Below are 24475 nucleotides of genomic sequence, written 5' to 3'. Positions count from 1 at the left end.
ATTAATGTGATTCTGTGAGCAATTTTGTCGTTTAGGGGAACGCTTAAGGTATAAAAAATGATAGCGCTGTTTGTTAGCCACCAAAACTGGTATAATAAGGTTAATTAGATTCGTCGGAGGAGTGATCGTGATGAAAAAGGTAGACCGACAGACACGGATTGAACAAATTATTAATCAACAAGTGATAACCACCCAAGAGGAATTATTAGCGACATTAAGAGATGACGGCATTGATGCCACACAAGCAACAATTTCGCGAGATATTCGGGAGATGCAAATTGTTAAGGCACGGGATGTGAACGGTGAGTTGCGCTATACTGTTTTTCATGACGATGAACGGACGCAAGAACAACGTTTAAACGATAAGTTGCGCGAAGTCGCCTTGACGATTACACAGGTTCAGGTGATGAATGTGATTAAAACTGTTCCTAGTAATGGCAATCTTTTGGCAGCGTTAATTGACGACTTGGGGTATGAAGACGTTGTTGGAACACTTGCTGGGCATGATACAATTGTCGTTATCAGTCCTGATGAGGCGCATGCGGCAGATTTAAATCAACGCTTCTCAGCACATTTGGCGGGGCGTAAAAGAGATTAAGATTCAAACTTAAAAAAGGGCATCAATAAGTGAGACGTTTGTGGCTGACTTATTGATGCCCTTTTTTTAAAATGAATTAGTGTTGATTAAGTATTCGACATAACTTATTTGAGGGTGCGGATTAACTTTAGCGAATAGTAGTCTAACACTAAACTGTAAGCCTTATCAATTGACACTAGTTGTTTATCTTCTTAACATGAATAATATAAATAAATTTATGCAAAGGCATTTATTAGGAGGTTACTGATGGCACATTATCTAGAATTTGACCATGTTTCAAAAATTTATCGCGGTGGTAATAAGGCCGTTGATGACATTAGCTTCACAGTTGATCAAGGTGAATTCATTTGCCTAATTGGCACGTCTGGTTCCGGCAAAACAACGACAATGCGCATGATTAACCGGATGATTAATCCCACTCACGGCACAATCACGCTAGATGGCCAATCGCTAGCGGACACGGATCCCGTTAAACTGCGACGCAAAATTGGCTACGTCATCCAAAATATCGGCTTAATGCCCCATATGACGATTCGCGACAATATTACAATCGTGCCCAAGTTATTGAAATGGTCCGATGAAGACCGTGAAAAAAAGGCTCAGGAGTTATTAAAACTGGTAGAATTACCCGCTGACTTTTTAGACCGCTACCCTAGCCAATTATCAGGTGGCCAACAACAACGAATCGGTGTTATCCGAGCGTTGGCTGCTGGGCAGGATATTATTTTAATGGACGAACCATTTGGCGCACTTGATCCGATTACACGAGAAGCGCTCCAAGATCTTGTTAAACAACTACAAGTTGAAATGGGCAAAACAGTGATTTTTGTAACCCATGATATGGACGAAGCGCTCAAATTATCATCACGTATTGCGATTATGGATGGTGGCAAAATCATTCAATACGGTACGCCTAATGAAATCCTAAGACAGCCGGCTAACGATTTTGTTAAAGATTTAATCGGTCACGATCGATTATTGGAGGCTAAACCAAACGTTGAAACCGTTGGCCAAATCATGCTGAAGACACCGGTCACGATTACGCCGGATCAATCGCTGAGCTCTGCGATTAAATTAATGCGGCAACGACGGGTTGATACGTTGTTAGTCGTTGATGACCAACAGCTACTTCAAGGGTTAGTGGATCTGGAAAATATTGATCATCATTACAAAGATGCTGGCACCGTTCAAGATATCATGTCGACGAAGGTTAACTTTGTGAATCAAACCGATCTGGTCCGAGATACGATTGAACGGATATTGAAGCGCGGTTGGAAGTACGTGCCTGTTGTCGATGATGACCACCGTTTAGTGGGTATTGTCACGCGGACAGCGCTTGTCGACGTCGTTTACGACGCCGTTTGGGGCGACGATGAGTCAGATAATGCAACAGACTAAAGGAGGCCAGAGCAATGCTTAATTTTTTAAATCAAAATGGGGCCGACTTGCTAATTAAAACTTGGGAGCAACTTTACATTTCGGCTATCGCGTTATTGTTAGGGGCATTAGTTGCAGTACCGCTCGGGATTGCCTTAACTCGTGTTCCGAAGACGGCCAAAGTCGTGATTGCGATAGCTAGCATGCTTCAGACGGTGCCGTCTTTGGCGCTGTTAGCGTTAATGATTCCGCTACTTGGGATTGGGAAAGTACCAGCGATTGTGGCCTTGTTTATCTATTCGTTATTACCGATTTTACGCAATACCTATATTGGCATGAACGATGTCGATCCGGTGTTAAAGGATAGTGCTAAAGGGATGGGGATGACGCCGCTCCAATCAATCATGCAGGTGGAAGTTCCGATGGCAATGCCAGTTATCATGTCCGGCATCCGATTATCGGCGGTTTACGTCATTGCTTGGGCGACACTAGCGTCATATATTGGTGCCGGTGGCCTCGGGGATTTCATCTTCAATGGCTTAAATCTATTTAAACCAGATTTAATTATCGGCGGGACAATTCCAGTGACGATTTTAGCCTTGTTGGTTGATTTCTTACTTGGTCGTCTTGAAAAAAGAATGACACCCGTTGCCATTCGCTAAAGGAGGTCGCTATGTTGAAAAGATTAAAGAAAATCACAGCCTTAACGTTACTTAGTGGCTGCCTTTTGCTATTAGGCAGTTGCGGGTTGCCCGGTCTTGGTGGCTCGGCGAAGGATACGATTCGGATTAGTTCCCAAAGTACGACGGAGTCCCAAATATTAGCCAACATCGTCAGTCAATTGATTGCGCATGAAACGGATAACAAGGTCGAATTGGTTAATAACCTAGGTTCTTCAACGGTGACGCACGAATCGTTAATCCGCGGCGATGCGGATATTTCAACGAGTCGGTATGCAGGAACCGAGATCACTGGGACGTTAAAAATGAAGCCAACGAAGGATCCAAAAAAGGCGCAAACAATTGTAAAGCGCGAATTTAAAGAGCGTTACCAACAAACGTGGTTTCCAACGTATGGCTTTGCCGATACGTACGCCTTCATGGTGACGCAGCAAATGGCCAAAAAATACCATCTTGAAACGGTCAGCGATTTAGGTCGGGTGGCTAAGCAATTAACCGCTGGCGTTGACTCAGTGTGGGTCAACCATGAAGGGGACGGCTACCAGGAATTCAAGCAAACTTACGGCTACGATTTTAAGAAGGTAGCGCCAATGCAGATTGGCCTAGTTTATAGCGCACTTGCGGCCGGTAAAATGGATGTCGTCTTAGGGTATTCGACTGATGGGCGGATTAAGAGTTACAACTTGAAGGTCCTCAAGGATGACCGCCACTTTTTCCCACCATACGATGCCAGTCTAGTTGCTACCGATCAGATTTTAAAACAACATCCAGAATTGAAACCACTCTTAAAACGGTTATCCGGGCAAATCAATCTCGATACGATGCAAACGCTCAATTACAAAGTGGATAATGACCTGTTAGAACCCGCTGTGGTGGCTAAGCAATTCTTGACGCAACATGATTACTTTAAGAAAGGAGCCAACAAATGACGCATTTAAACACGTGGCAACAGCTACTTTATTATTTCCAACATAATGGTGGATACGTTTTAAGCCAATTTAACCGGCACTTCTTAATTTCAATCTATGGGGTGTTACTAGCGGCCATCATTGGGATTCCGATTGGCATTTTGATTGCGCATCGTAAAAAAATGAGCGATGTGGTAATCGGTATTGCCAACGTTATTCAAACGGTACCGTCGTTAGCGATGTTATCGATCATCATGTTGGGGTTGGGTTTAGGCACTAATACGGTGATTATGACGGTCTTTTTATATTCGTTATTACCAATTATTAAAAATACGTATACCGGGATGATTAATGTCTCACCAAATATTCTGGATTCCGGGCTAGGCATGGGGATGACCAAGTGGCAACTATTGACGATGGTTGAATTACCATTATCCTTAGCCGTGATTATGGCAGGAATTCGTAATGCCCTTGTAGTTGCTATTGGGATCACCGCGATTGGTTCATTTGTCGGCGCCGGTGGTTTGGGCGATATTATCATTCGGGGGACGAATGCAACCGATGGCGGCGCGCTGATTTTAGCCGGGGCCTTGCCAACGGCTTTGATGGCAATTATCGCCGATCTCGTTTTAGGGTTCATCCAACGCCGTTTAGAAGCACCACAAGCGCATCATTAAAAGCACTAAAAAGGCGCCAAGACAAAATTTAATTTTGTCTTGGCGCCTTTTTTGGATATCCGAATTCTAATTCTCTAAACGTATTCTATCAGTCATCTTCTTGCCATTTGGCGCTAATCCTTAGGAGATACCCGACTGATGGCACACTTTCTTTTATTTGGTCATGAAAGATAAGGTTCAAATGCATCAGGAACTGGTGCTGTGACGGTTTGCGGGTGATCCGTATAAGGTTCTGTATACCGCAACGTCTGACCGTGGAGTAAGAGCCGCGGTGTTTTATCGGTAGGATTATAAAGTGGATCGCCTAGGATTGGATGACCAATACTAGCCAGGTGGACGCGGATTTGGTGAGTCCGGCCAGTTTCAAGGTCGACCGCTAATACCGCAGTTGTGCCCTTCCGACTTAAAACGCGGTAGTGGGTAATTGCTGATAAGCCGTTGATGTAATCAACACAACGTTGACGATCATTTTCCGGGTCGACACCGATGGGCGAATTAATTGTGGCGTGTTCTGCCAACTCGTGTTCGGGATCATTAACGATGGCGATATATTGACGGGCCATCTTTTTTTGACTGAGTTGACGGTTTAAAATCCCGATAACAATCGGCGTTTTGCCAATTAATAAGACGCCGCTAGTGGCTTCGTCAATGCGGTGGACCATGTAGGCCTTTTTCCCTTGTTGTGCGAGATAAAAGGCGACTTGGTTCATTAATGTCCCGTTTTCGCCAGGGCGGTTGGGATGGGTTTTAATACCAGCAGGCTTGTTGACGATCAATAAATCGTCGCTTTCAAATAAAACACTGAATGATTGCGTCGCATCTAGTTCGTAGTTTTGAACTTTGACGGACACTTCTGAAAAATTCAGCGTGATTTCATCGCCAGGTTCTACGTTGCGGTTGAACGCGCGGTATTGACCGTTGACGAGTATTTCACGATTAATCCGCAAGAAATGTTGCATTTTTTGCGGCACTAACCAGTGATTGAGAAGTCCGCGGACTGACATCGGACTAAAGTCTGTTTCTAAAGTTACTTTTTTTTGGTAAATTATCATCAGAGTAAACCACCTTCAAGCTACCAGTTTAGCGAATTTAGCACTAAAAGTAAATTTTAAAAGATTATTAATGTCAACGCACTGGCATAAGGGGCATACTGGAATATGCTACAATATAACAAAGTACGATGTAAATTGATTAAAAGAGGGATTGTATGAATAAGCAGGATTCGCCGATTTGGTTGGCGATTAAACGTTTTTTTAAACGGGCGTGGCGAGTCGTGAAGTATGTTTGGTATCGACTGCAATTAACGCGGTGGTTGATTTTGGGCATATTACTTTTAGTATTTTTCATGAGTAGCTACTTAACCTTTAAAGCTAAAACGGCTAACGTTGGGGAAATTAAGGCCAACTTACAAACATCAACAACGCTTTATGATAAAAAAGATGCACGGGCGGGCACCTTATACACCCAAAAAGGAACGTACGTTGAATTAGACAAAATTTCACCTGAGATTCAAAATGCGGTGATTTCGACGGAAGATCGCTCCTTCTATACGAATCCGGGCTTTAGCGTCAAGGGCTTGGCCCGCGCCGCTGTTAACTTAGTGATTCATCGCGGTCAGATTACCGGTGGGGGGAGTACGTTGACCCAGCAGCTCGCCAAAAATGCGAAGTTGAGCCAGAAGCAGACTTTCTCACGGAAGTTTGAAGAACTCTTCCTAGCGGTTCAAATTACGAAGACTTACTCTAAAAAAGATATTTTGGCGATGTATTTAAATAATGCCTACTTCGGTAACGGGGTGTGGGGTGTTCAAGATGCTTCTAGACGGTACTTCGGTAAAAACGCTAGCGAATTAGATGCTAGTGAAGCGGCTGTGATTGCTGCTATGCTCCGAAGCCCAAGTTACTATAATCCGGCTGATCATTTGGATAACGCCACATCACGGCGGAATTTAATTCTCGGACTGATGGTTGATAATGGTAAATTGACTGAGAGTCAAGCCAAGGCAGCCAAGAGTGAAACATTGGTCGTTAAAAATACCTTGGAACAAAACGATAGTTACAAATACCCTTACTACTTTGATGAAGTTGTGAATGAAGCTGTTAAGCGGTTTGGTCTCAAGGAAGAAGATCTTGTTAAAAACGGCTATAAGATTTATACCGCACTCGATCAATCACAACAAAGCAAGATGGAAAATACCTTCGAGCAAAATTGGTTGTTCCCAGACAATGCGGCTGATGGCACCTTAGTGCAAGGGAGCTCCATTGCCATCGATCCGAAAACAGGTGGTGTATCGGCCGTTGTTGGTGGGCGCGGCGATTACACGATTCGCGGTTATAGTCGAATCACTCAGATGAAACGGCAACCGGGTTCGACGATTAAACCGTTGGCCGTTTATACACCAGCGTTAGAAGATGGCTATCACTACGATTCTTCTCTTCAAGATAAGAAGAAGAGTTACGGAACCAATAAATATACGCCAACCAACCCAGACAATGTTTATACGGGTTCGATGCCGATGTATCAAGCGGTGGCTAACAGTACGAATGCGCCTGCTGTTTGGTTGTTAAATCAAATCGGGCTTAAACGCGGGATTAAGTCGGTGGAAGATTTCGGCATTTCAGTGCCTAAGAGTGACCAAAATCTAGCGATGGCCCTTGGTGGTTGGCAAGGTGGGGTTTCACCTTATCAAATGGCGAGTGCTTATACAGCTTTTGCTAATAACGGGGAACTTTCCGAGACCCACTTTATTCGAAAGATTGTGGATGCCAGTGGTGCCGTTATTGTTGATAACACGACACCATCGAAATCGCGAATCATGAGCAAGAAGACCTCTAAAGAAATGACCAGCATGATGTTGGGCGTTTATAACAGCGGGACTGGTCGATATGCCAAACCAGATGGCTATCAAGTCGCTGGTAAGTCTGGTAGTACCGAAGTGCCTGATAGTTATGGTTATGGGACGAAGGATCAATGGTTAATCGGTTATACGCCGGATATTGTGGTTGCGACTTGGATGGGCTACGATAAGACGGATCAAGAACACTTTATGAAAAATACCAGTATCGACGGCCTAGCGCCAATCTTTAAATACGAAATGCAACAGTTGTTACCAACGACGGCCCAAACCAGCTTTGATACAGAAGACGCGCAATCGATGGCTAAAAAAGAAGACGATCAGGATTCTGACAAAGTCGTCAATTCGCTTCAATCTGGGATTAAAGATGGTGTAAATAAAGCGAAAGAAACGGTCAATCAATGGTATAATAACTTGAAAGGTTTTTTTAATTAAATTCATGTAAGGGAGTCACTACTATGACAGTCAATATTTATGATGATGCTAACCAAATGGCAACTAATTTACAAACATTACCACAATTTTTAGGCTTGCAAAATGCTTTTGCAGCACTTAAGAAGGATGATATTGCCTTCACAATGTTCAAGAAATTTCAAACACAACAAATGACTTTACAACAAAAACAAATGCAAGGTGAAGAATTAACGGATGACGAAATCCAAGAAATTCAAGAACTTGCTCAAAAAATCGGTGATATCGATGCCATCAAGAACTTGATGGAACAAGAACGCCAATTAAGCCAATTGATGGATGAACTAAACCAAATCATCTCAAAACCAATTGCTGATATCTACCAAGGCTAAATCGCATTTTTTAAGAGAAGTATCGAGTCGCAAATCGCGAACTCGATGCTTCTTTTTTTAGTGGGAAGGCGCCTTTCTAAGCCTTAGTTGCAATGCTATAATAAGACATATTACTAAAATGGGGGATAGCGATCATGAAATTTATTCACGCGGCTGATGCGCATATTGATAGTCCGTTTGTGGGACTAAAAAAAGCGTCAACCAATTTATGGACGACGATTCACGAATCAACTTTTACCGCCTTTGAAAAATTAGTGCAGACTGCCATTGATGAAGCTGTTGATTTTGTTTTATTAGTGGGTGATTCATTTGATCAAGAGGCCCAGAGTTTGCAGGTCCAAAACTTTTTGAAACAACAATTTGAACGCTTAAACGCTGTTGAAATCCCAGTTTATCTCAGTTACGGGAATCATGATTACTGGGATCCCAATCAAATTCATTTCGATTTTCCGAAAAACGTCCATGTTTTTACAACGGCTGTTGAAGCTAAAACACTAACAACTAAAGCGCAAGAAACGGTCACGATTGTTGGTTTTAGTTACGGGCAACGGTGGTTAGAAACGGATCAAACGACACAATTTCCACCACGAGCTGCTACGACTTATACAATTGGGACTTTGCATGGTAGCCAGAGTACGACCTCTGATGTGGATCATTACGCACCGTTTACGTTAAGTGAACTCAACCAACTACAATATGATTATTGGGCACTAGGACATATTCATAAACGCCAAATCTTACAAGAACGGCCTTATGTGATTTACCCGGGTAATTTACAAGGCCGGCATAAGAACGAACCTGGTGAAAAGGGTTTTTATTTAGTGACAGCTCAAGCCGGTCAATTCGAACTTGAATTTAAACCGACGACGGTGATTGAATGGCAACGGCAACGATTTGAAATCCCTGAAAATCCAAGTTTGAATCAATTGCAAGAAGCGTTGAGTCAGCAATTAGCACAGAGTGAAACGGCGAGTTTGGTGGCTTTGGAATTGACGCACGCTGAACGGTTATCGAGTGATTTGATTCAACGTGTCAATAATGGCGAATTACTCGCTTATTTACAGGCAGCCCTCGAGTCTAGCGCTGTCATGCATTGGCCATACGCGCTTAAACTACAGTTTGCGGCCCAACAACAATTTAGCCAGATTGATCAGGCCTATTGGCAAGCGGCGGCTGATAAGATCTTTACGCCAGATTACATCTTGGAAAAGGCCCAACCGCTTCTGAAAGAAAAATTCATCCGAGAAGCACTCGAAGAATCCGATTTTCAAGCGGATTTGAAGACCGCGGCCGAAACGATTCTGCAAGAAAAGAAGCTGGAGGACTAAGCATGCGGATTAAAGCAATTAACATCTTTGGCTTTGGTAAGTGGCACGATCAAACAATTGATTTACAAACCGATTACCAGGTTTTATACGGTCAAAATGAAGCTGGTAAATCAACCATCACGGCTTTTATCAAAGGCGTTTTGTTTGGTTTTGCAACCGGTAAGCAAAAGTATGAACAATACCTTCCCAAAAGTGGCGCGCAGTATGGTGGCGAGTTAATCGTTGACCACCACGATCGCGAGATTACGATTCGGCGGGTTGCTGGTAAAGCCGGTGGCGAGGTAACCATTATTGATCAGGGCAAGGAGTTTGGTGCGGATTATTTGAACCAATTGATTGCGCCCGCAGATAAAGCCCTTTTTACACAGATTTTTGAAACTAATCAACAGGATTTAAATCAGATTTTTGGGTTAACTGCCGATGATTTTATGCAACATCTTTTAACGATTGGCGCGGTTGGTAGTCATGAATGGCTCGCTTTTGAAGCTAGCTTGGACAAAGCTAGTCAGCAAATCTATAAACCATCCGGACGCAAGTGGCCACTTAATAAGGCCTTAAAGCAGTATCCGGAAATCGAACAGGCTGTTAGCCAGGCTAAAGCGGCTAATCAGCAATACGAAAGTAACGACCAACAATTACAACAGGCACTGCAGACGCTGAAGCAAGATCAGGCAGCACTAGCTGAAGTTCAGGGACAAAAAAACCAGCAGCAACAATTACTAGAACGCTGGCCGAAGTATGTAGAATGGCAGGCTTTACAAGCATCCTTAGCGGCAACGAAACCTTTTGACAGCACTTTGTATACGCAATATCAAAAGATCGAAGAACAACGCCAAGAATCTCAAACAGCATTAGCAGATGCTCAGCAAGCTGTGGCAACGATTCAAGAAACACTTGATCAAACGGGTGAATTCCGATTCTATCAAACACACCAAGCTGAAATTGATGGGTTATTAGAACAATGGTCAACACGGCAAAAGCAAGCGCAACAGTTAGCTTTGCAACAAACGCAATTGACACAGTTGACGAGTGAACAAGCGACATTAGCTGCTAAATATCAATGGGGACCGACTGAAACGTTACCAACGGTTCTAAGCACCGACCAGCTAGAACAGTTACAAGTGGCCAATACCACCTACGAACAAACGCAAACGACCAACCGCGTTTTAACGGAGCAATTAACAACCTTGACTGACCAGGTGGCTGAACAAGAACAATTAGTGACCACTTTGGAAACACCGACAGAAGTTGCTAGTCCAACACCGATTAGCAATATTTGTTTAGGGTTAGGGGTTGTTGGTTTATTAGGCATCTTTTTACCGGGTGGCTTAAAAGCAATTGCTTTGTTAGGACTCGGATTACTTGGTTATGGGTTATACACCAAATATCAAGGACAACAAAAACAAACGGCTGAGACAACCCAAAAGGCGCAGTGGCAACAAGCACTCGCTAAGTTAGATCAGTTACAAGCGGATCTTCAGGAAAAACAAACAGCACTTGCAGACGGGCAGCTGGCTTTAAAGACAAGTCAACAACAAGTTGCTGCGCTTTTAAGTGCGAATGGTTATCCGAACGAAGCAACGGTGACACAAGTCATGAACCAACAAGATGCCTTGGCGCGGATGCAACACTTACAAGCATTAATTGCCCAACAAAGTGCTGAGATTAACACGCTTCAAGTTGCCTTAACCGATTATTTTGACCAGTTTGCATTTGCGCACGATTGGCTAGGTGCACTTCAAGGCGAACCGCTGCATAACTTGGCGCAAATTGAACAATTTAAGGATCGACTTGATCAATTGAAACAAGCCCTCGCACAGGACAATGAACGTTATGAATACCAACAACAACAAGTGACACGCTTGCAAAGACAAGATCAAGAACGACAAGCCCAACAAGCTGACTTGCTCGAAACGGCGCACCTTAAAACGGCCGCCGAATTAGCGCAATGTGCAGCCGCTGAACAGCAACGCCAGATTCAACAACAACGTCAAACAGATCTTGAACATGAATTGACAAGTTATTTGCCACAATTACAAGCTTTTGAGGACCAAGCAGCCCTCGAAACGGCAATTGCACAACTAACGCAACAAACAGCGACGTTAACAGCGGCAATCCAAACACAACAACAGATGATTGCCGAGTTACAAGTTGTTCAGCAAAAGTTAGTTGATAGCGATGCTTATCAACGACAAAAGCAAGCACAATTAAACGCTGAAGCCGATATTATCGGTTTAGCACAAGATTGGTTGGCCAAACAATTGGCAATCGATTGGATTCAAGCGACCCTAACAGCAGCTTCACAAGAACGATTCCCCCGTTTATTAGCAAAAGCTACGCAATACTTTGCAATTCTAACGCAGAATCGGTATATTGAAATTACTTTCGAAGCGGCAACTTTAACTGTCCTTCGACAAGACCAGGTTCTATTTGAGGTCGGCGAACTTTCACAAGGAACGGCAGAGCAATTATATATTGCCTTACGTTTTGCGTTTGCAGAAGAGATTGCCGATGTTGTCTCACTACCGTTGTTGGTAGATGACGGGTTTGTCAATTTTGATGATCAACGGCAAGCGGCGGTTTGGCAATTATTGCAAAACCTCAGCGGCGCACATCAAGTGATTTACTTGACAGCTAATCCGCGAACTGAGGCCGCCTTTGGCACGGGACACTGGTTAAACTTAGAGAAGGTAGGGTTAGCAAATGACGACTAAAAAGCTATTTGATTACCAAAATGATGAAAACTTAGCACTATTTGTTTTAATTAAAGCAGCGGATGTCAGAGTTGCTAAAAATGGCAAGCAATTTATTGCCTTCACATTCCAAGATCAATCCGGACAAATTAGTGGTAAGTATTGGGATGCTTCTGATGAAGATGTGGCCTTGTTTACACCGGGGAAAATTATTCATCTCCAAGGTAAACGAGAACTTTATCAAAGTAATCCGCAAATTAAGATTTACAAAATTCGGTTAGCGACTGAAGAGGAACCACAAGTCATTGAACAATTTATCCAAAAGGCTCCGGTACAAACGGCCGATATGGAAGAAGAAATTAGCCAAGTGCTTTTTGAAATTACCAATCCTAATTGGCAACGATTGGTGCGCCACTTAATTCAAAAGCATCAAGCGGATTTCTTCAGTTTTCCAGCGGCCAAGACGAACCACCACGCCTTTGCAGGTGGTTTAGCCTACCATACGTTATCGATGTTACGGTTAGCTAAAACAATCGCGGCGCAATACCCACAAATCGATGCGGCGTTATTATATTCAGGGGTCTTATTACATGATTTAGGCAAGACGCTTGAATTATCGGGGCCGGTTTCAACGGAATACACAGTGCGCGGGAATTTAATCGGGCATATTGTGTTGGTTGATGAAGAAATCGTTAAGGCTTGTGAGACGTTAAAAATCGATATCAATAGTGAGGATATGTTAGTGTTGAGACATGTTGTCTTGGCCCATCATGGTTTAATGGAATACGGTTCACCAGTGCGACCACAAATCTTGGAAGCAGAAGTGCTCCATCAAATCGATGAAATGGACGCCAGCATTACGATGATGACGCAATCTTTACAACATGCAGAAGCAGGGCAGTATACTGAACGGCTTTTTGCAATGGATGGTCGGCATTTCTACCGGCCAGTTAATGATCAACAATTGTCGCAAGACTAACTAAAAAAAGAGCTTCAACCAAACAGTTATCTGTTTGGTTGAAGCTCTTTTTTAAAACTGATTATTTTGATGATTTAGTTGATGATTTCTTAGCGTTAACGCCGTAGCTTGAAAGGATATCTGATAAATCTTTATCCTTGATTGTTACGTCGGCTTTCTTAAGAACCTTCGTGTAAACCTTAGCCATCACTGTTTGATCATTAGCCCACTTAGCGTAAACTTGGTCAGTTAATGTCTTCTTGTGATCAGCCATCTTACCTTTACCAGGGTTCTTGATCATGCGGATAACGTGGTAACCATATGATGTCTTAACAGGTGTTGTTGTGTATTCGTTTGTCTTCAACTTGAAGGCAGCTGTTTTAAATGTTGAATCTAATGATGTATCTGTGCTATCAAAGACAGGTAATTTACCGCCGTCTTTCTTAGTACCAGTATCTGTTGAGTACTTCTTAGCTAAAGCAGTGAAGTTTTTAGTTGAGTTGTCTTTCTTAAGTTCAGAAATAACTGTTTCAGCAGTATCTTTCTTTTCAACTAAGATATGTTGTACTTCAACTTTTGGTTCGTATGTTTTCCATTGTTTCTTCAAATCAGCGTTTGTAACTTTTTTGTTAGCCTTTAAAGCAGCGTTAGCTAACATTTGAGTTGTGATTTGGTTTTTGAATGAAGTTGTTGTTAAACCACTTTGTGCAAGTACTGAAGAGAATGATGAACCGTATTGTTTCTTGTAAGTATTGTAAGTCTTGTCGATTTTCTTAGTAAGACTCTTGCTACCGTATTGTTCTTGAAGTGCTTTTTGCAAGATCATTTGTTGTACTTGTTGCTTGCCGGCAGAAGTTTCCTTAATTTCTTTGTAGAATTCGTCTTGAGTGATTTTACCACCCTTAAGAGTTGCGATAGTGTTGCTTCCACAACCTGCTAATGTAACTACCATTAATAGACTGGCAGCGGCTAATAGCCATTTTTTCATCATATGACACATCCTTATCAATTATTGTAAATACGATTAATACCGTGAATTCATCAATTAATATAACACATAAACCCGCTGAATTAAATCCGAGAGCGAAAATTTCACAGAACCTTCAAATTTAGCTTTTTTATGAATACGACTATAAAAGACTGATAAACCTTGTTACAGCGCGGTTAAATCGTCCGTAAGACGCTTAATTGATTCTGAAATTTGTGCAACGCGGGGTTGGGCCTCAAACGAAAAAGTTTGAACAGCATCACTAATATCGGCTAGTGAATCAACAGCTGTTGTCTTGATTTCGTTTGAAAGTTGACTGGCAGTGTTTTGTAAATTAATTGCATTAATTTGAACATCCTGCGCTTGGTTGGTCACGTCCGTTAAATAATGGCTGATTGCTTGTTGGCGTTCTAGCCCCGTTTTTTTAGCGGTTAGTAACGCATAGGTCGTGCCAAGTAGGCCACCAATCAATAGTCCTTTTGAAAATGACATCGTTATGCCTCCAATTGTTGCTTAATTGCGTCAGCAATCGTTTGTAACTTCTCTGGTGTATAATCCGCTGAGTTATCAGCAAATTGCATTGAGAAGCCGTCTGCTGCCGTGTAGCGAGGGAGTAGGTGGATATGAGAATGGAAAACGGATTGGTAAGCTACTTCACCGTTATTATTACAAATATTCATCCCTTTAATCGCGGGATTGCTTGCTTTAATCGCATTAGCGATCTTGGGCACTCGGCTGAAAACCGCAGCAGCTAAGTCGGCGTCATATTCGAAAATATTGGCGACGTGTTGCTTTGGAATGACCAAGGTGTGACCAGGTGTGGTCTGGGTGATATCGAGAAATGCTTTGACAACATCATCTTCATAGACGACAGTGCTCGGAATTTCTTGACGAACAATTTTACAAAAAATACAATCATCCATATAATTAAATACCTACTTTCTATAAGATTGTGGCGCTGTATACGGTTAATGCTATCATAATAACGCGTTTTCTGCTACTAAATCACAGTCAATTGAGTGAATCGTTCGTTAAAAATGAAAGGGTTTGTTAAAATTAATAATTGATGATAAACTTCGTGTTAAGTGTTTGTCAGAAAAGGGTATCAACTAATTTTTAATTTAAATGAATGAGGCAAGTTAAATGAGTTTAGAAATTAAGCAATTAACGGGTGGATACGCCCACGTACCAGTACTCCAAGAAGTAAGTTTTACGGTTCCCAATCAACAGGTTGTCGGCTTGATTGGTTTAAACGGGGCCGGTAAATCAACGACCATCAAGCATATTATTGGGTTATTAACGCCGCAAAAGGGCACGATAACGCTCAATGGTGTCACATTGCAATCCAATCCGGATCAATATCGCCAAAGCATGGCCTATGTCCCTGAAACCCCAGTTCTCTACCCTGAGTTAACGTTGCGGGAACATCTAGAGCTCACGATGATGGCTTATGATCTAGATTTCGAAAAGACTTGGGCCAAAGCAATGGTGTTATTGAAGAAATTCCGACTCGACAATAAGTTGGACTGGTTCCCAGTTCATTTTTCAAAAGGGATGCGTCAAAAAGTGATGATCGTCAACGCCTTTATGACTGACGCCGATTTATTCATCATTGATGAACCTTTTACAGGCCTTGATCCACTCGCCATTCATGATTTATTGGACATTATTGCCGATAAAAAAGCGGCGGGGGCGGCCATTTTGATGTCGACCCATATTTTGGCCACGGCGCAACAATACGCCGATTCGTTTGTCCTATTGAATCAGGGCAAGGTCCGGACAACCGGGACGCTTGAAGAACTGAAAGCAGAATTTAACATGGCAGATGCAAACTTAGATGATATCTATTTGCAAATGACGAAAGAAGGTTAATGATGCGACAGTTATGGCAAAAACGTGTTCGGCAACATATTCAAGAGCAGGTTAAATATCTCAAACTAGTTTTTAACGACCATTTCGTCTTAGCGTTAATTTTCCTATTGGGCGCATTAGGCTATACGTACGCTAACGCCGTCAAAGGTTTGGATCCACAAGCTTGGTGGCTTAAATTACTATTGAGCCTCGTCTTATTAGCGGCAGTAAGCTTTGGGCGCTTTGCAACATTACTTAAAGAAGCGGATAGTGTTTTCTTATTACCTAAGGAAAGTGATTTACCTGTTTATTTAAAAGCGGCGCGGGGTTACAGTGCCTGGCTGCCGGTGATTTTTACCGGGCTAGTAACGGGGCTAATTGCACCAACCCTGCTGATTACCAAATCTGTACCGAGCTGGCAATTACTCCTAGTGTGGGCCACGTTAATTGCTATCAAAGATCGCCGCTTTTCAAATCAATTATTGAATTGGTACCAGATAGATGCCAAGTTACCTAAGATTGTTTGGTTACTAGTTGATTGGTTGTTAATCGGTAGTCAACTCTTTAGCGGCTGGGCAATTGCTGGAGTTTTAATCGCAATCGGCTTGGCTTATTATCAACGACGTCAATTGACAACTATTCAACAGACAACATTGTTTGATTGGTTGGCAGCGGTCAGCGCAGAAGATTCTAGAATGGGGCGCATTTATCGCTTATACAATCTCTTTACAGATGTGCCGGGGTTAAATAGTCAGGTCAAACGGCGCCGTTACTTAGATTGGCTATTGCCAGTTGCTAAGCGTAGTGGTAATCCATATTTGTATCTCTACACACGTGGTTTTATTCGCGGGACTGAGTTTAGCGGATTATACGTTCGCCTAGTGGTTTTAGGAGGCATCATTCTATGTTTCAGCCATCTGTGGTGGTTGAGCTTAGCACTAGGTTTGTTATTAATCTACTTAGTTGGCTTCCAGTTACTACCGTTTTATACTCAATATGAACAAATTATTTTTACCCATCTATATCCGATTGCTAAACAAGCTCGCGTGAAAGCTTTCCAACAACTGTTACTAGGATTATTATTGTGCCAAGCCATCTTGTTTAGCGTGATACTGCTAGTGACAATGGGCTTGAACCTCCAAGTTGGGTTGAGTGTTCTGGCGTTATTCGCCTTAGTTGGTGTTTTTGTTCAGTTTTATTTACCACAACGATTAGTTAAATAATCCCGAATTCAAAGGGGTGCCTACTTGACGTAGCACGTGTGCTTATTATATGATACTGGTAGTTAAAAATCAGTTGAAGCAACGCGGTGCCACGGGGTAGGCACCTTATTTTATTGTAAAGGAGTCGGGTGGATGAATTTCGACTTAGATACCGGTTGGCAAGTACGTTCAGCTGGTGGTGATACGGGTGCCGCTTATTTAGGCGTCCGTGCATCAGAGAAGATATTTTTAAAACGAAATACGTCGCCATTTCTAGCGGCTCTTTCTGCAGAAGGCATTACGCCACGTTTAATCTGGACCAAACGGATTTCAAGTGGGGATGTGTTAACCGCACAGGAATGGCTAAATGGTCGTACGCTCAAGCGTGACGAGATGAATAGCCCGCAGGTTGCCAAATTATTGGCGCGGGTGCATCAATCGCATCTATTAAAACGCATGTTACAAAAGGTTGGTGGTCAGGTCTGGCAAGCACCAGAGATGTTGCAGACCTACTTCTATGATTTACCGCAAGATTTGCGGCAACATCCTTTTTTAGCACAAACGAGTCAGTATTTAAAAGACACGATGTCAGCATTACAAACACCTTCTCTAGAGGTGTGTCATGGCGATTTAAGTCATAAGAATTGGTTGTTATCTGATATCAATCGTTTGTACCTAGTCGATTGGGATTCAGCAATGTTAGCTGATCCGGCTGTCGATTTCGGAATGATTTTATTTCAATATGTTCCACGTCAAGAATGGCAAGAGTGGCTTGAAAACTATGGTTTAGAGGTAACGCCTGAATTATTGATGCGCGTTAACTGGTACGGTAGTTTGAACCTGCTCCAAAGCATTAAGCACCATTATCAACGTGGTCGTTTTACTGAAATGAACCATGACATATTGCGTTTAGAAGAAGTTCTTTCTGAAATAATTAAAAAAAATTAAATGCCAAAAGGTTGGGCAATTGTCCAACCTTTTTAATTGGCAGCAAATGAGGAGTTTATTATGCGTTTAAGAAACAAACCTTGGGCAGCGGATTTGATCGCTGAAAATCCAGACATGATCTTGGTGAGTCCAGAAAATATTGCCGGTAACTGGCAAAGCCGTTTTGCCAAGGAACAACCAATCTATATCGAAGTTGGTTCAGGTAAAGGCCAATTCATTACTCAAATGGCTCAAAAATACCCAGATCGCAACTTCATCGCGGTTGAAATTCAAGAATCAGCGATTGCCGTTATTTTACAAAAACAAGTTGAATTAAAACTCCCTAATCTTCAATTATTGTTAGGGAACGGCGCAGCATTGACAACTTTCTTCGCCGAAAACGAAGTCGCAGGGGTTTACTTAAACTTCTCTGATCCATGGCCTAAAACGCGTCATGAAAAACGACGCTTAACTTATAAGTCATTCTTGGCTGAATATCAACAAATTATGCAACCAACGGGTTATTTACGTTTCAAGACTGATAACCAAGGTTTGTTTGAATACTCATTAGCCAGTTTAAACGCATATGGTATGCAATTCGACGATATTTCACTTGATTTACACAACAGTGATTTAGCAGAAGACAACATCCAAACAGAATACGAAGAAAAATTCAGCAAGCGCGGTCAAGTTATTTATCGTTTAGAAGCACATTACAAATAGTCTGCTTTAAAAAGCACGTTTCAAAAAAGTATCTCAGGCCAAATAAAAAACACTTACCAATTCGGTAAGTGTTTTTTATTTGGTTTAACGTTGTGAAAATTCAATGACGACCCCTGTTTTAGCATCAACTTTGAAGTGGAATTGGTTCGTGCCTTCTTCACGTTCGCAGATAACGCCGCCTTGATAGACTGGGAAAGTCCGTTTATTTTGTGAAAATAGGTGAGGACTTTCTTCAATCCATGAGCCGACGATTTGCCCTTCATGACGAAGGCTTGCTTTGACATCTTCTAAAATCTTGTCGAGCTTAACCATCTTTTGTTGGGTTTTATATTGTCTGGTGCCGGCTGCTGCCGCAACGGCTAGTCCGAAACCAGTTAAGAGATATTTTAACGTTTGACTATTTTTTTTCAAAAAAAAACTCCTCAGTAAATTTATCTTTAAATAGTATAGCACACTTTTTTGAGGAACAAGAGTGGACATTTGACCACAAACCGCTTATATTAAAACGAGTAGTTAAATTGAAGGGGTGCATAATGAAAGAATTCGCAAAGATGGCAGAAACAAATCTAACCCATCTCATTACCAAAGGAAAACATGTCTTATTTTTTACAGCAACGTGGTGTAGTGATTGCCGGTTTATTAAACCCGCAATGCCCGAAATCGAAGCTGAATTCCCAGAATATGAATTTATCGAAATTGATCGTGATCAATACATCGATATTTGTGAAGAATGGGAAATCTTCGGTATTCCAAGCTTTGTTGTGATTGATAATGGCCGTGAAGTTGGTCGTTTTGTGAATAAGGACCGGAAGACAAAACGTGAAATTTCAGAATTTATTCACTCATTAAGTTAATTTTAAAGGAGTCATAAAATGCTAATTGCAAGTATGAACCAAAAATCTTTTCCAAATATTCTCGTTGTGATGACCCAACCAGATGTTGCTAATCAAGTAACGACTGAGAAACAATCAATTGTCAGAATTAGCGACCAAGCAGATCAGACAATTGGCTATAACTTTTTAGCAATCGATCAATTATTACCTGAATTACAGTTTAACGGGGTTCAAGCCCTCAGTGCTGCCGATGTCGCAACTTTAAATCAAGCCCTTGAAGCTGCCGGCTTCACACCTGATTTAGTTGCTGACGAAACACCACACATCGTGGTTGGTTATGTGCAGGAATGTGATGTTCATCCAGATTCAGATCATATGCACGTGACACAAACGCAAATTGCACCTGATCAAACGGTTCAAATCGTTTGTGGGGCTGCTAATATTGCTCAAGGTCAAAAGGTGATTGTCGCAACAGTTGGTGCAGTGATGCCAGAAGGTAAAATCATCTGGCCTGGTCAATTACGTGGCGTTCAAAGCGACGGCATGATTTGTGCTGCTCGTGAAATTGGCGTTGAAGGTGCCCCCGCTAAGGGCATTATGGTCTTACCAGATGACTGGGAAGTCGGCCAAGCAGTGACGGCTGATGCAGTTGCCGCGCTATTAAAATAATTAAGCAACTTACGAATTTGTTATGGGCTTATTAAAAATAAAATAGTATGATAGTAAATAACAATTAATTAGTTAACAACGTCTAATTAATTGTTATTTAGTTTTTAAATTTTTCTGAAAATAATGAATTAAAAGTCTAATAATGATTATTGAGATATCAGACTATCAAAGAGGAGCTAACGGTATGTGTGGGATTGTCGGATTTGCTGGTGGATTGTTTGATTTACCAAAGAAAAAAGAAGTATTGAACCAACAAATGGATGTCATTAAACATCGTGGCCCAAGTGGTGCGGGTGATTTCATCGATGATAAAGTAGCGCTTGGTTTCCGTCGCTTATCAATCATTGATTTAACTAAAGGTGATCAACCTATTTATAATGAAGATCATACCAAATTGATTTTCTTTAACGGTGAAGTGTATAACTATCGTGAAATTCGTAAGGAATTGGAACCATTAGGTCACGAATTCAAGACGGATTCAGATACTGAAACAATTTTGCATGCCTATGAACAATGGGGCAAAGATGTTTTGAAGAAGATTCGTGGGATGTTTGTGTTCGTGATTTACGATTTACAAACGAAGACTTTATTTGGTGCCCGTGATTTCTTCGGGATCAAACCCCTTTATTACACAACGCTTGATGATGGCACCTTTATGTTTAGTAGTGAAATTAAAACATTCATGCGTCATCCAGAATTTAAGCGGACATTAAACAAGAAGGCTCTTAAATCATTCATGATGAATCAATATAATGATTTACAAGAGACTTTCTTTGAAGGGGTCTTCAGATTCCCTGCAGGGCATTACTTTACTTACAAAGATGGCCAATTAGATATTGAAAAATATTGGGATATGCAATTTGATCCTTCTAACTTATCTTTTGAAGAAGAAGTTAAGAAAATTGATGCTTCCGTTGAAGAATCAATCAAGATGCACAACGTTGCTGACGTACCAGTGGGTGCCTTTCTTTCAGAAGGGGTCGACAGTAGTTACGTGACAAGTATCTTGCAACCACAAGAAGTCTTCAGTGTTGGTTTTGACGACCAAACTTATAATGAAGTAACAGCTGCTCGTGCTTTGGCAGACGAACTGGGCTTGAACTTCAATGAAACTAAAGTTAAAGCGGACGATGCGTTTGCTGAATTTGATAAAATCCAATATTACTTGGACGAACCAGACGGGAACCCATCATGTGTGCCATTATGGTTCTTATCACGTTTTGCCCGTGAAAAAGTGACCGTTGCGCTTTCAGGTGAAGGTGCTGATGAATTGTTTGCCGGCTACGTTAACTACGGAATGCATTCACACAACACGACGATCAAGGCTTTCACATCTAGTTTGAAGAAATTACCAAAGGGTGCTCGTGCTAAATTGGCGAAGACAGTCAAAAAGATGCCAGCATTCCCTGGTCGTGTTCATTTATATACGAACTTGGCTAACCCTAAGGAATTCTATGCCGGTCAATCAGTGATTTATGATATCGAAAATCCAAGTATTTTTGGTTCAGATGAAGCCAACCAATACTTGAAACCTGCTTATCAAAATGACACAACGATCCAAGAAAATTATCAAGCAGACTTTGACCGCGTCAAAGATGCTGATCCCGTTTCACAAATGCAATACATCGATATGCATCACTTTATGTTAAATGATATTTTACAAAAAGCTGATAAACTATCAATGGCGCACAGCTTGGAACTCCGGGTACCATTTTTAGACCCAGAAGTTGCTAAAACTGCTGGTCAAGTGCCAACTGAATACTTGATTAACAGCAAGGATACTAAGTATGCTTACCGTCAAGCATCTGCTAAGCATTTACCAGCCGCTTGGGCCAACAGACCTAAGTTAGGTTTCCCAGTGCCAATCAAGCAATGGTTAGAAACTGACAAGTACTATGAACAAGTCAAAGCGCTCTTTAGCGAAGATTTCGTCAGTGAATTCTTCGATCAAGGCCAATTATTAGCGTTACTCGATGCTAATAAGGAACAACGCATTAACGGGCGCCGTAAGATTTGGACAATTTACACGTTCTTAACATGGTACAAGGTTTACTTCATCAACATCGAAGATTATTTAGTATTAGGTTAATTCAAAAGAGGTCAGGGCAAAAATATTTTGCCCTGACCTCTTTTTTTGAGAAAATGTTGATTTTTAAGGATTCATTATTTAGCTCAAACGCCTGATATGGTAAACTTAAAGGGATTTGATTCAAATATACTTAGTGACTTTCTGAAAAGAGGACATTTAAAATGATAACAAGTGAAACGGTTTACCACTTTGTGGGCATTAAAGGATCAGGGATGAGTGCTTTAGCGCTCGTATTAAATGATTTAGGCTATCAAGTACAAGGCTCAGATATTGACCAATATACCTTTACACAACGGGATTTAGAGAAAGCTGGCATTAAGATTTTACCTTTCTCAGCCGATAACCTTCACGAAGGCTTAACGGTAATCGCCGGCAATGCCTTCCAAGATGATCAAATTGAAATTAAGACAGCGCTCGAAATGGGCTTACCAGTTGTTCGTTATCACCAATTCTTAGGCGAACTCCTAAAAAATTATACAAGTATCGGTGTTGCTGGTGCGCATGGTAAAACAAGTACGAGTGGTTTACTAGCACACGTTTTAAGTGGCGTTGCCAAAACAAGTTTCTTAGTTGGTGATGGGACAGGTAAGGGCATCAAGGATGCACAATTCTTCGCTTTTGAAGCGGATGAATATCGCCGCCATTTCTTAGCTTACTCACCAGATTATTTAATCATGACCAATATCGACTTTGATCACCCCGATTATTATACGGGAATTGATGATGTTTTCGATGCTTTCCAATCAGAAGCTTACAAGGTTCAAAAAGGGATTTTTGCCTGGGGCGACGATCCAGAATTAAGAAAACTAAAATCAAACGCACCAATTTATTACTATGGCACTAAATCAAATGATGATTTCCAAGCGCGCAATATTCAACGGACTGTTGAAGGTTCAGAATTTGATGCTTATTATCACGATGAAAACATCGGTCACTATCACGTGCCATTATATGGCGAACACAACGTACTTAATAGTTTAGCTGTCATTGCCGTTAGTTACCTCGAAAAAATTGATGGTCGTGAAGTTGCACGTGAATTGGCAGATTTCAAGGGTGTTAAACGTCGCTTTACTGAAAAGAAAGTTGCAGACGTCACGATTATTGATGACTATGCTCATCATCCATCAGAAATTAAAGCCACTTTGGATGCAGCCCGTCAAAAATATCCAGATCGCCAAATCGTAGCAGTGTTCCAACCTCATACATTTACACGGACGATTGCGTTAATGGACGACTTTGCAGCTAGTTTAAACCTTGCGGATGAAGTTTTCTTAACAGATATCTTCAGTTCTGTTCGTGAAAAATCAGGTAAGGTTTCAAGTGCTGATTTAGGCGCTAAGATTACAAAGGGTGGTCGGGTCCTCACATTGGATAACATGTCACCATTATTAGACTTTGAACAACCAGTAGTCGTCTTCATGGGTGCCGGCGATGTTCAAAAATATGAATATGCTTACGAAGAATTATTAAGTAACTTAAGTCCTAAGGATAACTAAAGATTCAGGCAAGATGATTGTGTTTTAATCATTTTTTGTTACAATATTGCTAACCGAGGATTATACCTCGTTAGAAATATTAAGAGGTGATTATTCATGGATGGAAGACGCGTTGTCAATGTCGATAGCGAATCACGATTTTTTAGTAAAGTATACGGATTAATGGCTTTAGGTGTTGGTATTTCAGCTCTAGTTGCTGTTTTACTAGTCACAGTTTTTGCAAGTCAAACCGTAGCCATTTTAAGCAGTAGCAGTACTTGGATGGTCTGGGGATTAATGATTGTCGAAATGATTTTGGTCGTTCAGATCAGTCGCAAGGCAACCAAAAATCCGTCAGCTTCAATGATGATGTTTATTGCTTATGCGCTGTTAAACGGATTAACGTTTACGGTGATCTTATTAGCGTATAATATCGGTCAGATTGGCGCTGCATTTGTTTCAAGTGCGTTGGTCTTTGTCGCGATGTCGGTTTACGGCCGGATGACGAAGAACAACTTAAGTGGTTTTGGGAAGTTTGCTATGATGGGCTTAATTGGGATTATTATTGTATCCCTCGTTAATGCTTTCATGGGATCAGCTGCCATCGAGTACTTCTTATCTTATGCGATGTTAATTGTTTTCATCATTTTAACAGCCTGGGATAACCAAAAACTAAGCTTGTTATACCGTCAATACGGTTCAACTGGGGAGGTTTCAATCTCAGGATTAGCCGTGATGGGTGCTTTAACACTTTATCTAGATTTCGTTAACTTATTTATTACAATGATCCAAATCTTTGGTTTCGGTAATCGAGACTAAGTTTAAAAAAACGTTACCGACTT

24 protein-coding genes are annotated in these 24475 nt (G+C 41.5%); 19 read left to right on the top strand and 5 right to left on the bottom strand.

Translation table 11 applies throughout. The features are described from left to right. Positions 1–130: 130 nt before the first annotated feature. The 5 genes from argR (at position 131) to ACPBEH_RS04025 (ending at position 4240) form a co-directional block, all read left to right on the top strand. Positions 131–598, top strand: coding sequence for an arginine repressor (gene argR / locus ACPBEH_RS04045; protein WP_424349812.1), 468 nt, complete (start codon positions 131–133; stop codon positions 596–598). Between the two features lie 246 nt (positions 599–844). After that, complete coding sequence (locus ACPBEH_RS04040) at positions 845–1996, top strand: betaine/proline/choline family ABC transporter ATP-binding protein (protein WP_424349811.1); 1152 nt, start codon at positions 845–847, stop codon at positions 1994–1996. Positions 1997–2010: 14 nt separating this feature from the next. Then, positions 2011–2637, top strand: coding sequence for an ABC transporter permease (locus tag ACPBEH_RS04035; protein ID WP_011374326.1), 627 nt, complete (start codon positions 2011–2013; stop codon positions 2635–2637). 11 nt (positions 2638–2648) lie between these two features. Continuing rightward, on the top strand, positions 2649–3584 hold the full coding sequence (locus ACPBEH_RS04030) for an osmoprotectant ABC transporter substrate-binding protein (protein ID WP_424349810.1): 936 nt from the start codon (positions 2649–2651) through the stop codon (positions 3582–3584). Beyond that, positions 3581–4240: an ABC transporter permease gene (locus tag ACPBEH_RS04025; protein ID WP_025015902.1), complete on the top strand. Its 660-nt coding sequence runs from the start codon at positions 3581–3583 to the stop codon at positions 4238–4240. The genes ACPBEH_RS04030 and ACPBEH_RS04025 overlap by 4 nt, the downstream gene beginning before the upstream one ends. A gap of 161 nt (positions 4241–4401) precedes the next feature. On the opposite strand, the gene ACPBEH_RS04020 is transcribed toward ACPBEH_RS04025, so the two are convergent. Further along, complete coding sequence (locus ACPBEH_RS04020) at positions 4402–5292, bottom strand: RluA family pseudouridine synthase (protein WP_424349809.1); 891 nt, start codon at positions 5290–5292, stop codon at positions 4402–4404. 155 nt (positions 5293–5447) lie between these two features. Here ACPBEH_RS04020 and ACPBEH_RS04015 point away from each other — a divergent pair, with 155 nt between their 5' ends. The 5 genes from ACPBEH_RS04015 to ACPBEH_RS03995 all read left to right on the top strand — a co-directional run bounded on the left by ACPBEH_RS04015 (position 5448) and on the right by ACPBEH_RS03995 (position 12897). After that, positions 5448–7529 (top strand): PBP1A family penicillin-binding protein, encoded by a 2082-nt coding sequence (locus ACPBEH_RS04015; RefSeq protein WP_424349808.1) that lies wholly within the window; start codon positions 5448–5450, stop codon positions 7527–7529. A gap of 23 nt (positions 7530–7552) precedes the next feature. Then, positions 7553–7897 (top strand): YlbF family regulator, encoded by a 345-nt coding sequence (locus tag ACPBEH_RS04010; RefSeq protein ID WP_011374331.1) that lies wholly within the window; start codon positions 7553–7555, stop codon positions 7895–7897. A 134-nt stretch (positions 7898–8031) separates the two neighbouring features. After that, on the top strand, positions 8032–9225 hold the full coding sequence (locus ACPBEH_RS04005) for a metallophosphoesterase family protein (protein WP_424349807.1): 1194 nt from the start codon (positions 8032–8034) through the stop codon (positions 9223–9225). Positions 9226–9227: 2 nt separating this feature from the next. Continuing rightward, on the top strand, positions 9228–11939 hold the full coding sequence (locus ACPBEH_RS04000; protein ID WP_424349806.1) for an AAA family ATPase: 2712 nt from the start codon (positions 9228–9230) through the stop codon (positions 11937–11939). Then, positions 11929–12897 (top strand): 3'-5' exoribonuclease YhaM family protein, encoded by a 969-nt coding sequence (locus ACPBEH_RS03995; protein ID WP_424349805.1) that lies wholly within the window; start codon positions 11929–11931, stop codon positions 12895–12897. Before ACPBEH_RS04000 ends, ACPBEH_RS03995 begins: the two co-directional genes overlap by 11 nt. Positions 12898–12958: 61 nt before the next feature. Here ACPBEH_RS03995 and ACPBEH_RS03990 read toward each other — a convergent pair whose 3' ends face one another. The 3 genes from ACPBEH_RS03990 to ACPBEH_RS03980 form a co-directional block, all read right to left on the bottom strand. Then, entirely contained in the window at positions 12959–13864 is a 906-nt protein-coding gene (locus ACPBEH_RS03990; RefSeq protein WP_424350050.1) for a peptidylprolyl isomerase PrsA, read from the bottom strand. Positions 13865–14029: 165 nt separating this feature from the next. Continuing rightward, complete coding sequence (locus ACPBEH_RS03985; RefSeq protein ID WP_424349804.1) at positions 14030–14356, bottom strand: YtxH domain-containing protein; 327 nt, start codon at positions 14354–14356, stop codon at positions 14030–14032. Between the two features lie 2 nt (positions 14357–14358). Beyond that, positions 14359–14787 carry an HIT family protein gene (locus tag ACPBEH_RS03980; protein ID WP_011374337.1) on the bottom strand — a complete coding sequence of 143 codons (429 nt, stop codon included), beginning with the start codon at positions 14785–14787 and terminating at the stop codon, positions 14359–14361. Between the two features lie 220 nt (positions 14788–15007). Between ACPBEH_RS03980 and ACPBEH_RS03975 the strand changes: the two genes are divergently transcribed. The 4 genes from ACPBEH_RS03975 to trmB all read left to right on the top strand — a co-directional run bounded on the left by ACPBEH_RS03975 (position 15008) and on the right by trmB (position 18567). After that, positions 15008–15736, top strand: a complete 729-nt coding sequence (locus ACPBEH_RS03975; protein ID WP_025015895.1) for an ABC transporter ATP-binding protein — start codon at positions 15008–15010, stop codon at positions 15734–15736. Positions 15737–15738: 2 nt separating this feature from the next. After that, positions 15739–16938, top strand: coding sequence for an ABC transporter permease (locus tag ACPBEH_RS03970; protein ID WP_424349803.1), 1200 nt, complete (start codon positions 15739–15741; stop codon positions 16936–16938). A 132-nt stretch (positions 16939–17070) separates the two neighbouring features. Then, entirely contained in the window at positions 17071–17865 is a 795-nt protein-coding gene (locus tag ACPBEH_RS03965) for a phosphotransferase family protein (RefSeq protein ID WP_011374340.1), read from the top strand. Between the two features lie 60 nt (positions 17866–17925). Next, complete coding sequence (gene trmB / locus ACPBEH_RS03960) at positions 17926–18567, top strand: tRNA (guanosine(46)-N7)-methyltransferase TrmB (protein WP_251950908.1); 642 nt, start codon at positions 17926–17928, stop codon at positions 18565–18567. Between the two features lie 84 nt (positions 18568–18651). On the opposite strand, the gene ACPBEH_RS03955 is transcribed toward trmB, so the two are convergent. Beyond that, positions 18652–18978, bottom strand: coding sequence for a hypothetical protein (locus tag ACPBEH_RS03955; protein ID WP_424349802.1), 327 nt, complete (start codon positions 18976–18978; stop codon positions 18652–18654). Between the two features lie 122 nt (positions 18979–19100). On the opposite strand from ACPBEH_RS03955, the gene ACPBEH_RS03950 reads away from it, so the two are divergent. From ACPBEH_RS03950 to ACPBEH_RS03930, 5 genes are all read left to right on the top strand, one after another. Beyond that, on the top strand, positions 19101–19421 hold the full coding sequence (locus ACPBEH_RS03950) for a thioredoxin family protein (protein WP_011374343.1): 321 nt from the start codon (positions 19101–19103) through the stop codon (positions 19419–19421). An 18-nt stretch (positions 19422–19439) separates the two neighbouring features. Beyond that, positions 19440–20069, top strand: coding sequence for a YtpR family tRNA-binding protein (ytpR, locus tag ACPBEH_RS03945; RefSeq protein ID WP_424349801.1), 630 nt, complete (start codon positions 19440–19442; stop codon positions 20067–20069). A gap of 184 nt (positions 20070–20253) precedes the next feature. Next, positions 20254–22158 carry an asparagine synthase (glutamine-hydrolyzing) gene (asnB, locus tag ACPBEH_RS03940; RefSeq protein WP_035146551.1) on the top strand — a complete coding sequence of 635 codons (1905 nt, stop codon included), beginning with the start codon at positions 20254–20256 and terminating at the stop codon, positions 22156–22158. Positions 22159–22322: 164 nt separating this feature from the next. Beyond that, positions 22323–23654 carry a UDP-N-acetylmuramate--L-alanine ligase gene (murC, locus tag ACPBEH_RS03935; RefSeq protein WP_424350049.1) on the top strand — a complete coding sequence of 444 codons (1332 nt, stop codon included), beginning with the start codon at positions 22323–22325 and terminating at the stop codon, positions 23652–23654. 96 nt (positions 23655–23750) lie between these two features. After that, on the top strand, positions 23751–24452 hold the full coding sequence (locus ACPBEH_RS03930) for a Bax inhibitor-1/YccA family protein (protein ID WP_424349800.1): 702 nt from the start codon (positions 23751–23753) through the stop codon (positions 24450–24452). Positions 24453–24475: the final 23 nt, after the last annotated feature.

This window comes from Latilactobacillus parasakei, assembly GCF_049674265.1.
Lineage (GTDB): Bacteria > Bacillota > Bacilli > Lactobacillales > Lactobacillaceae > Latilactobacillus > Latilactobacillus sakei.
The sequence above is the reverse complement of the archived record's forward strand: the minus strand, read 5'-3'. Positions and strand labels throughout refer to the sequence as shown.

Coding starts and splice junctions, on each gene's coding strand:
- ACPBEH_RS03980 (WP_011374337.1), bottom strand. CDS start 14,787: ATGGATGATTGTATTTTTTGTAAAATTGTTCGTCAAGAAATTCCGAGC.
- argR (WP_424349812.1), top strand. CDS start 131: ATGAAAAAGGTAGACCGACAGACACGGATTGAACAAATTATTAATCAA.
- ACPBEH_RS04040 (WP_424349811.1), top strand. CDS start 845: ATGGCACATTATCTAGAATTTGACCATGTTTCAAAAATTTATCGCGGT.
- ACPBEH_RS03930 (WP_424349800.1), top strand. CDS start 23,751: ATGGATGGAAGACGCGTTGTCAATGTCGATAGCGAATCACGATTTTTT.
- asnB (WP_035146551.1), top strand. CDS start 20,254: ATGTGTGGGATTGTCGGATTTGCTGGTGGATTGTTTGATTTACCAAAG.
- ACPBEH_RS03950 (WP_011374343.1), top strand. CDS start 19,101: ATGAAAGAATTCGCAAAGATGGCAGAAACAAATCTAACCCATCTCATT.
- trmB (WP_251950908.1), top strand. CDS start 17,926: ATGCGTTTAAGAAACAAACCTTGGGCAGCGGATTTGATCGCTGAAAAT.
- ACPBEH_RS04005 (WP_424349807.1), top strand. CDS start 8,032: ATGAAATTTATTCACGCGGCTGATGCGCATATTGATAGTCCGTTTGTG.
- ACPBEH_RS04025 (WP_025015902.1), top strand. CDS start 3,581: ATGACGCATTTAAACACGTGGCAACAGCTACTTTATTATTTCCAACAT.
- ACPBEH_RS03975 (WP_025015895.1), top strand. CDS start 15,008: ATGAGTTTAGAAATTAAGCAATTAACGGGTGGATACGCCCACGTACCA.
- ACPBEH_RS04000 (WP_424349806.1), top strand. CDS start 9,228: ATGCGGATTAAAGCAATTAACATCTTTGGCTTTGGTAAGTGGCACGAT.
- ACPBEH_RS03995 (WP_424349805.1), top strand. CDS start 11,929: ATGACGACTAAAAAGCTATTTGATTACCAAAATGATGAAAACTTAGCA.
- ACPBEH_RS04010 (WP_011374331.1), top strand. CDS start 7,553: ATGACAGTCAATATTTATGATGATGCTAACCAAATGGCAACTAATTTA.
- ACPBEH_RS04030 (WP_424349810.1), top strand. CDS start 2,649: ATGTTGAAAAGATTAAAGAAAATCACAGCCTTAACGTTACTTAGTGGC.
- ACPBEH_RS03990 (WP_424350050.1), bottom strand. CDS start 13,864: ATGAAAAAATGGCTATTAGCCGCTGCCAGTCTATTAATGGTAGTTACA.
- ACPBEH_RS04020 (WP_424349809.1), bottom strand. CDS start 5,292: ATGATAATTTACCAAAAAAAAGTAACTTTAGAAACAGACTTTAGTCCG.
- ACPBEH_RS03965 (WP_011374340.1), top strand. CDS start 17,071: ATGAATTTCGACTTAGATACCGGTTGGCAAGTACGTTCAGCTGGTGGT.
- ytpR (WP_424349801.1), top strand. CDS start 19,440: ATGCTAATTGCAAGTATGAACCAAAAATCTTTTCCAAATATTCTCGTT.
- ACPBEH_RS03985 (WP_424349804.1), bottom strand. CDS start 14,356: ATGTCATTTTCAAAAGGACTATTGATTGGTGGCCTACTTGGCACGACC.
- ACPBEH_RS04035 (WP_011374326.1), top strand. CDS start 2,011: ATGCTTAATTTTTTAAATCAAAATGGGGCCGACTTGCTAATTAAAACT.
- ACPBEH_RS04015 (WP_424349808.1), top strand. CDS start 5,448: ATGAATAAGCAGGATTCGCCGATTTGGTTGGCGATTAAACGTTTTTTT.
- ACPBEH_RS03970 (WP_424349803.1), top strand. CDS start 15,739: ATGCGACAGTTATGGCAAAAACGTGTTCGGCAACATATTCAAGAGCAG.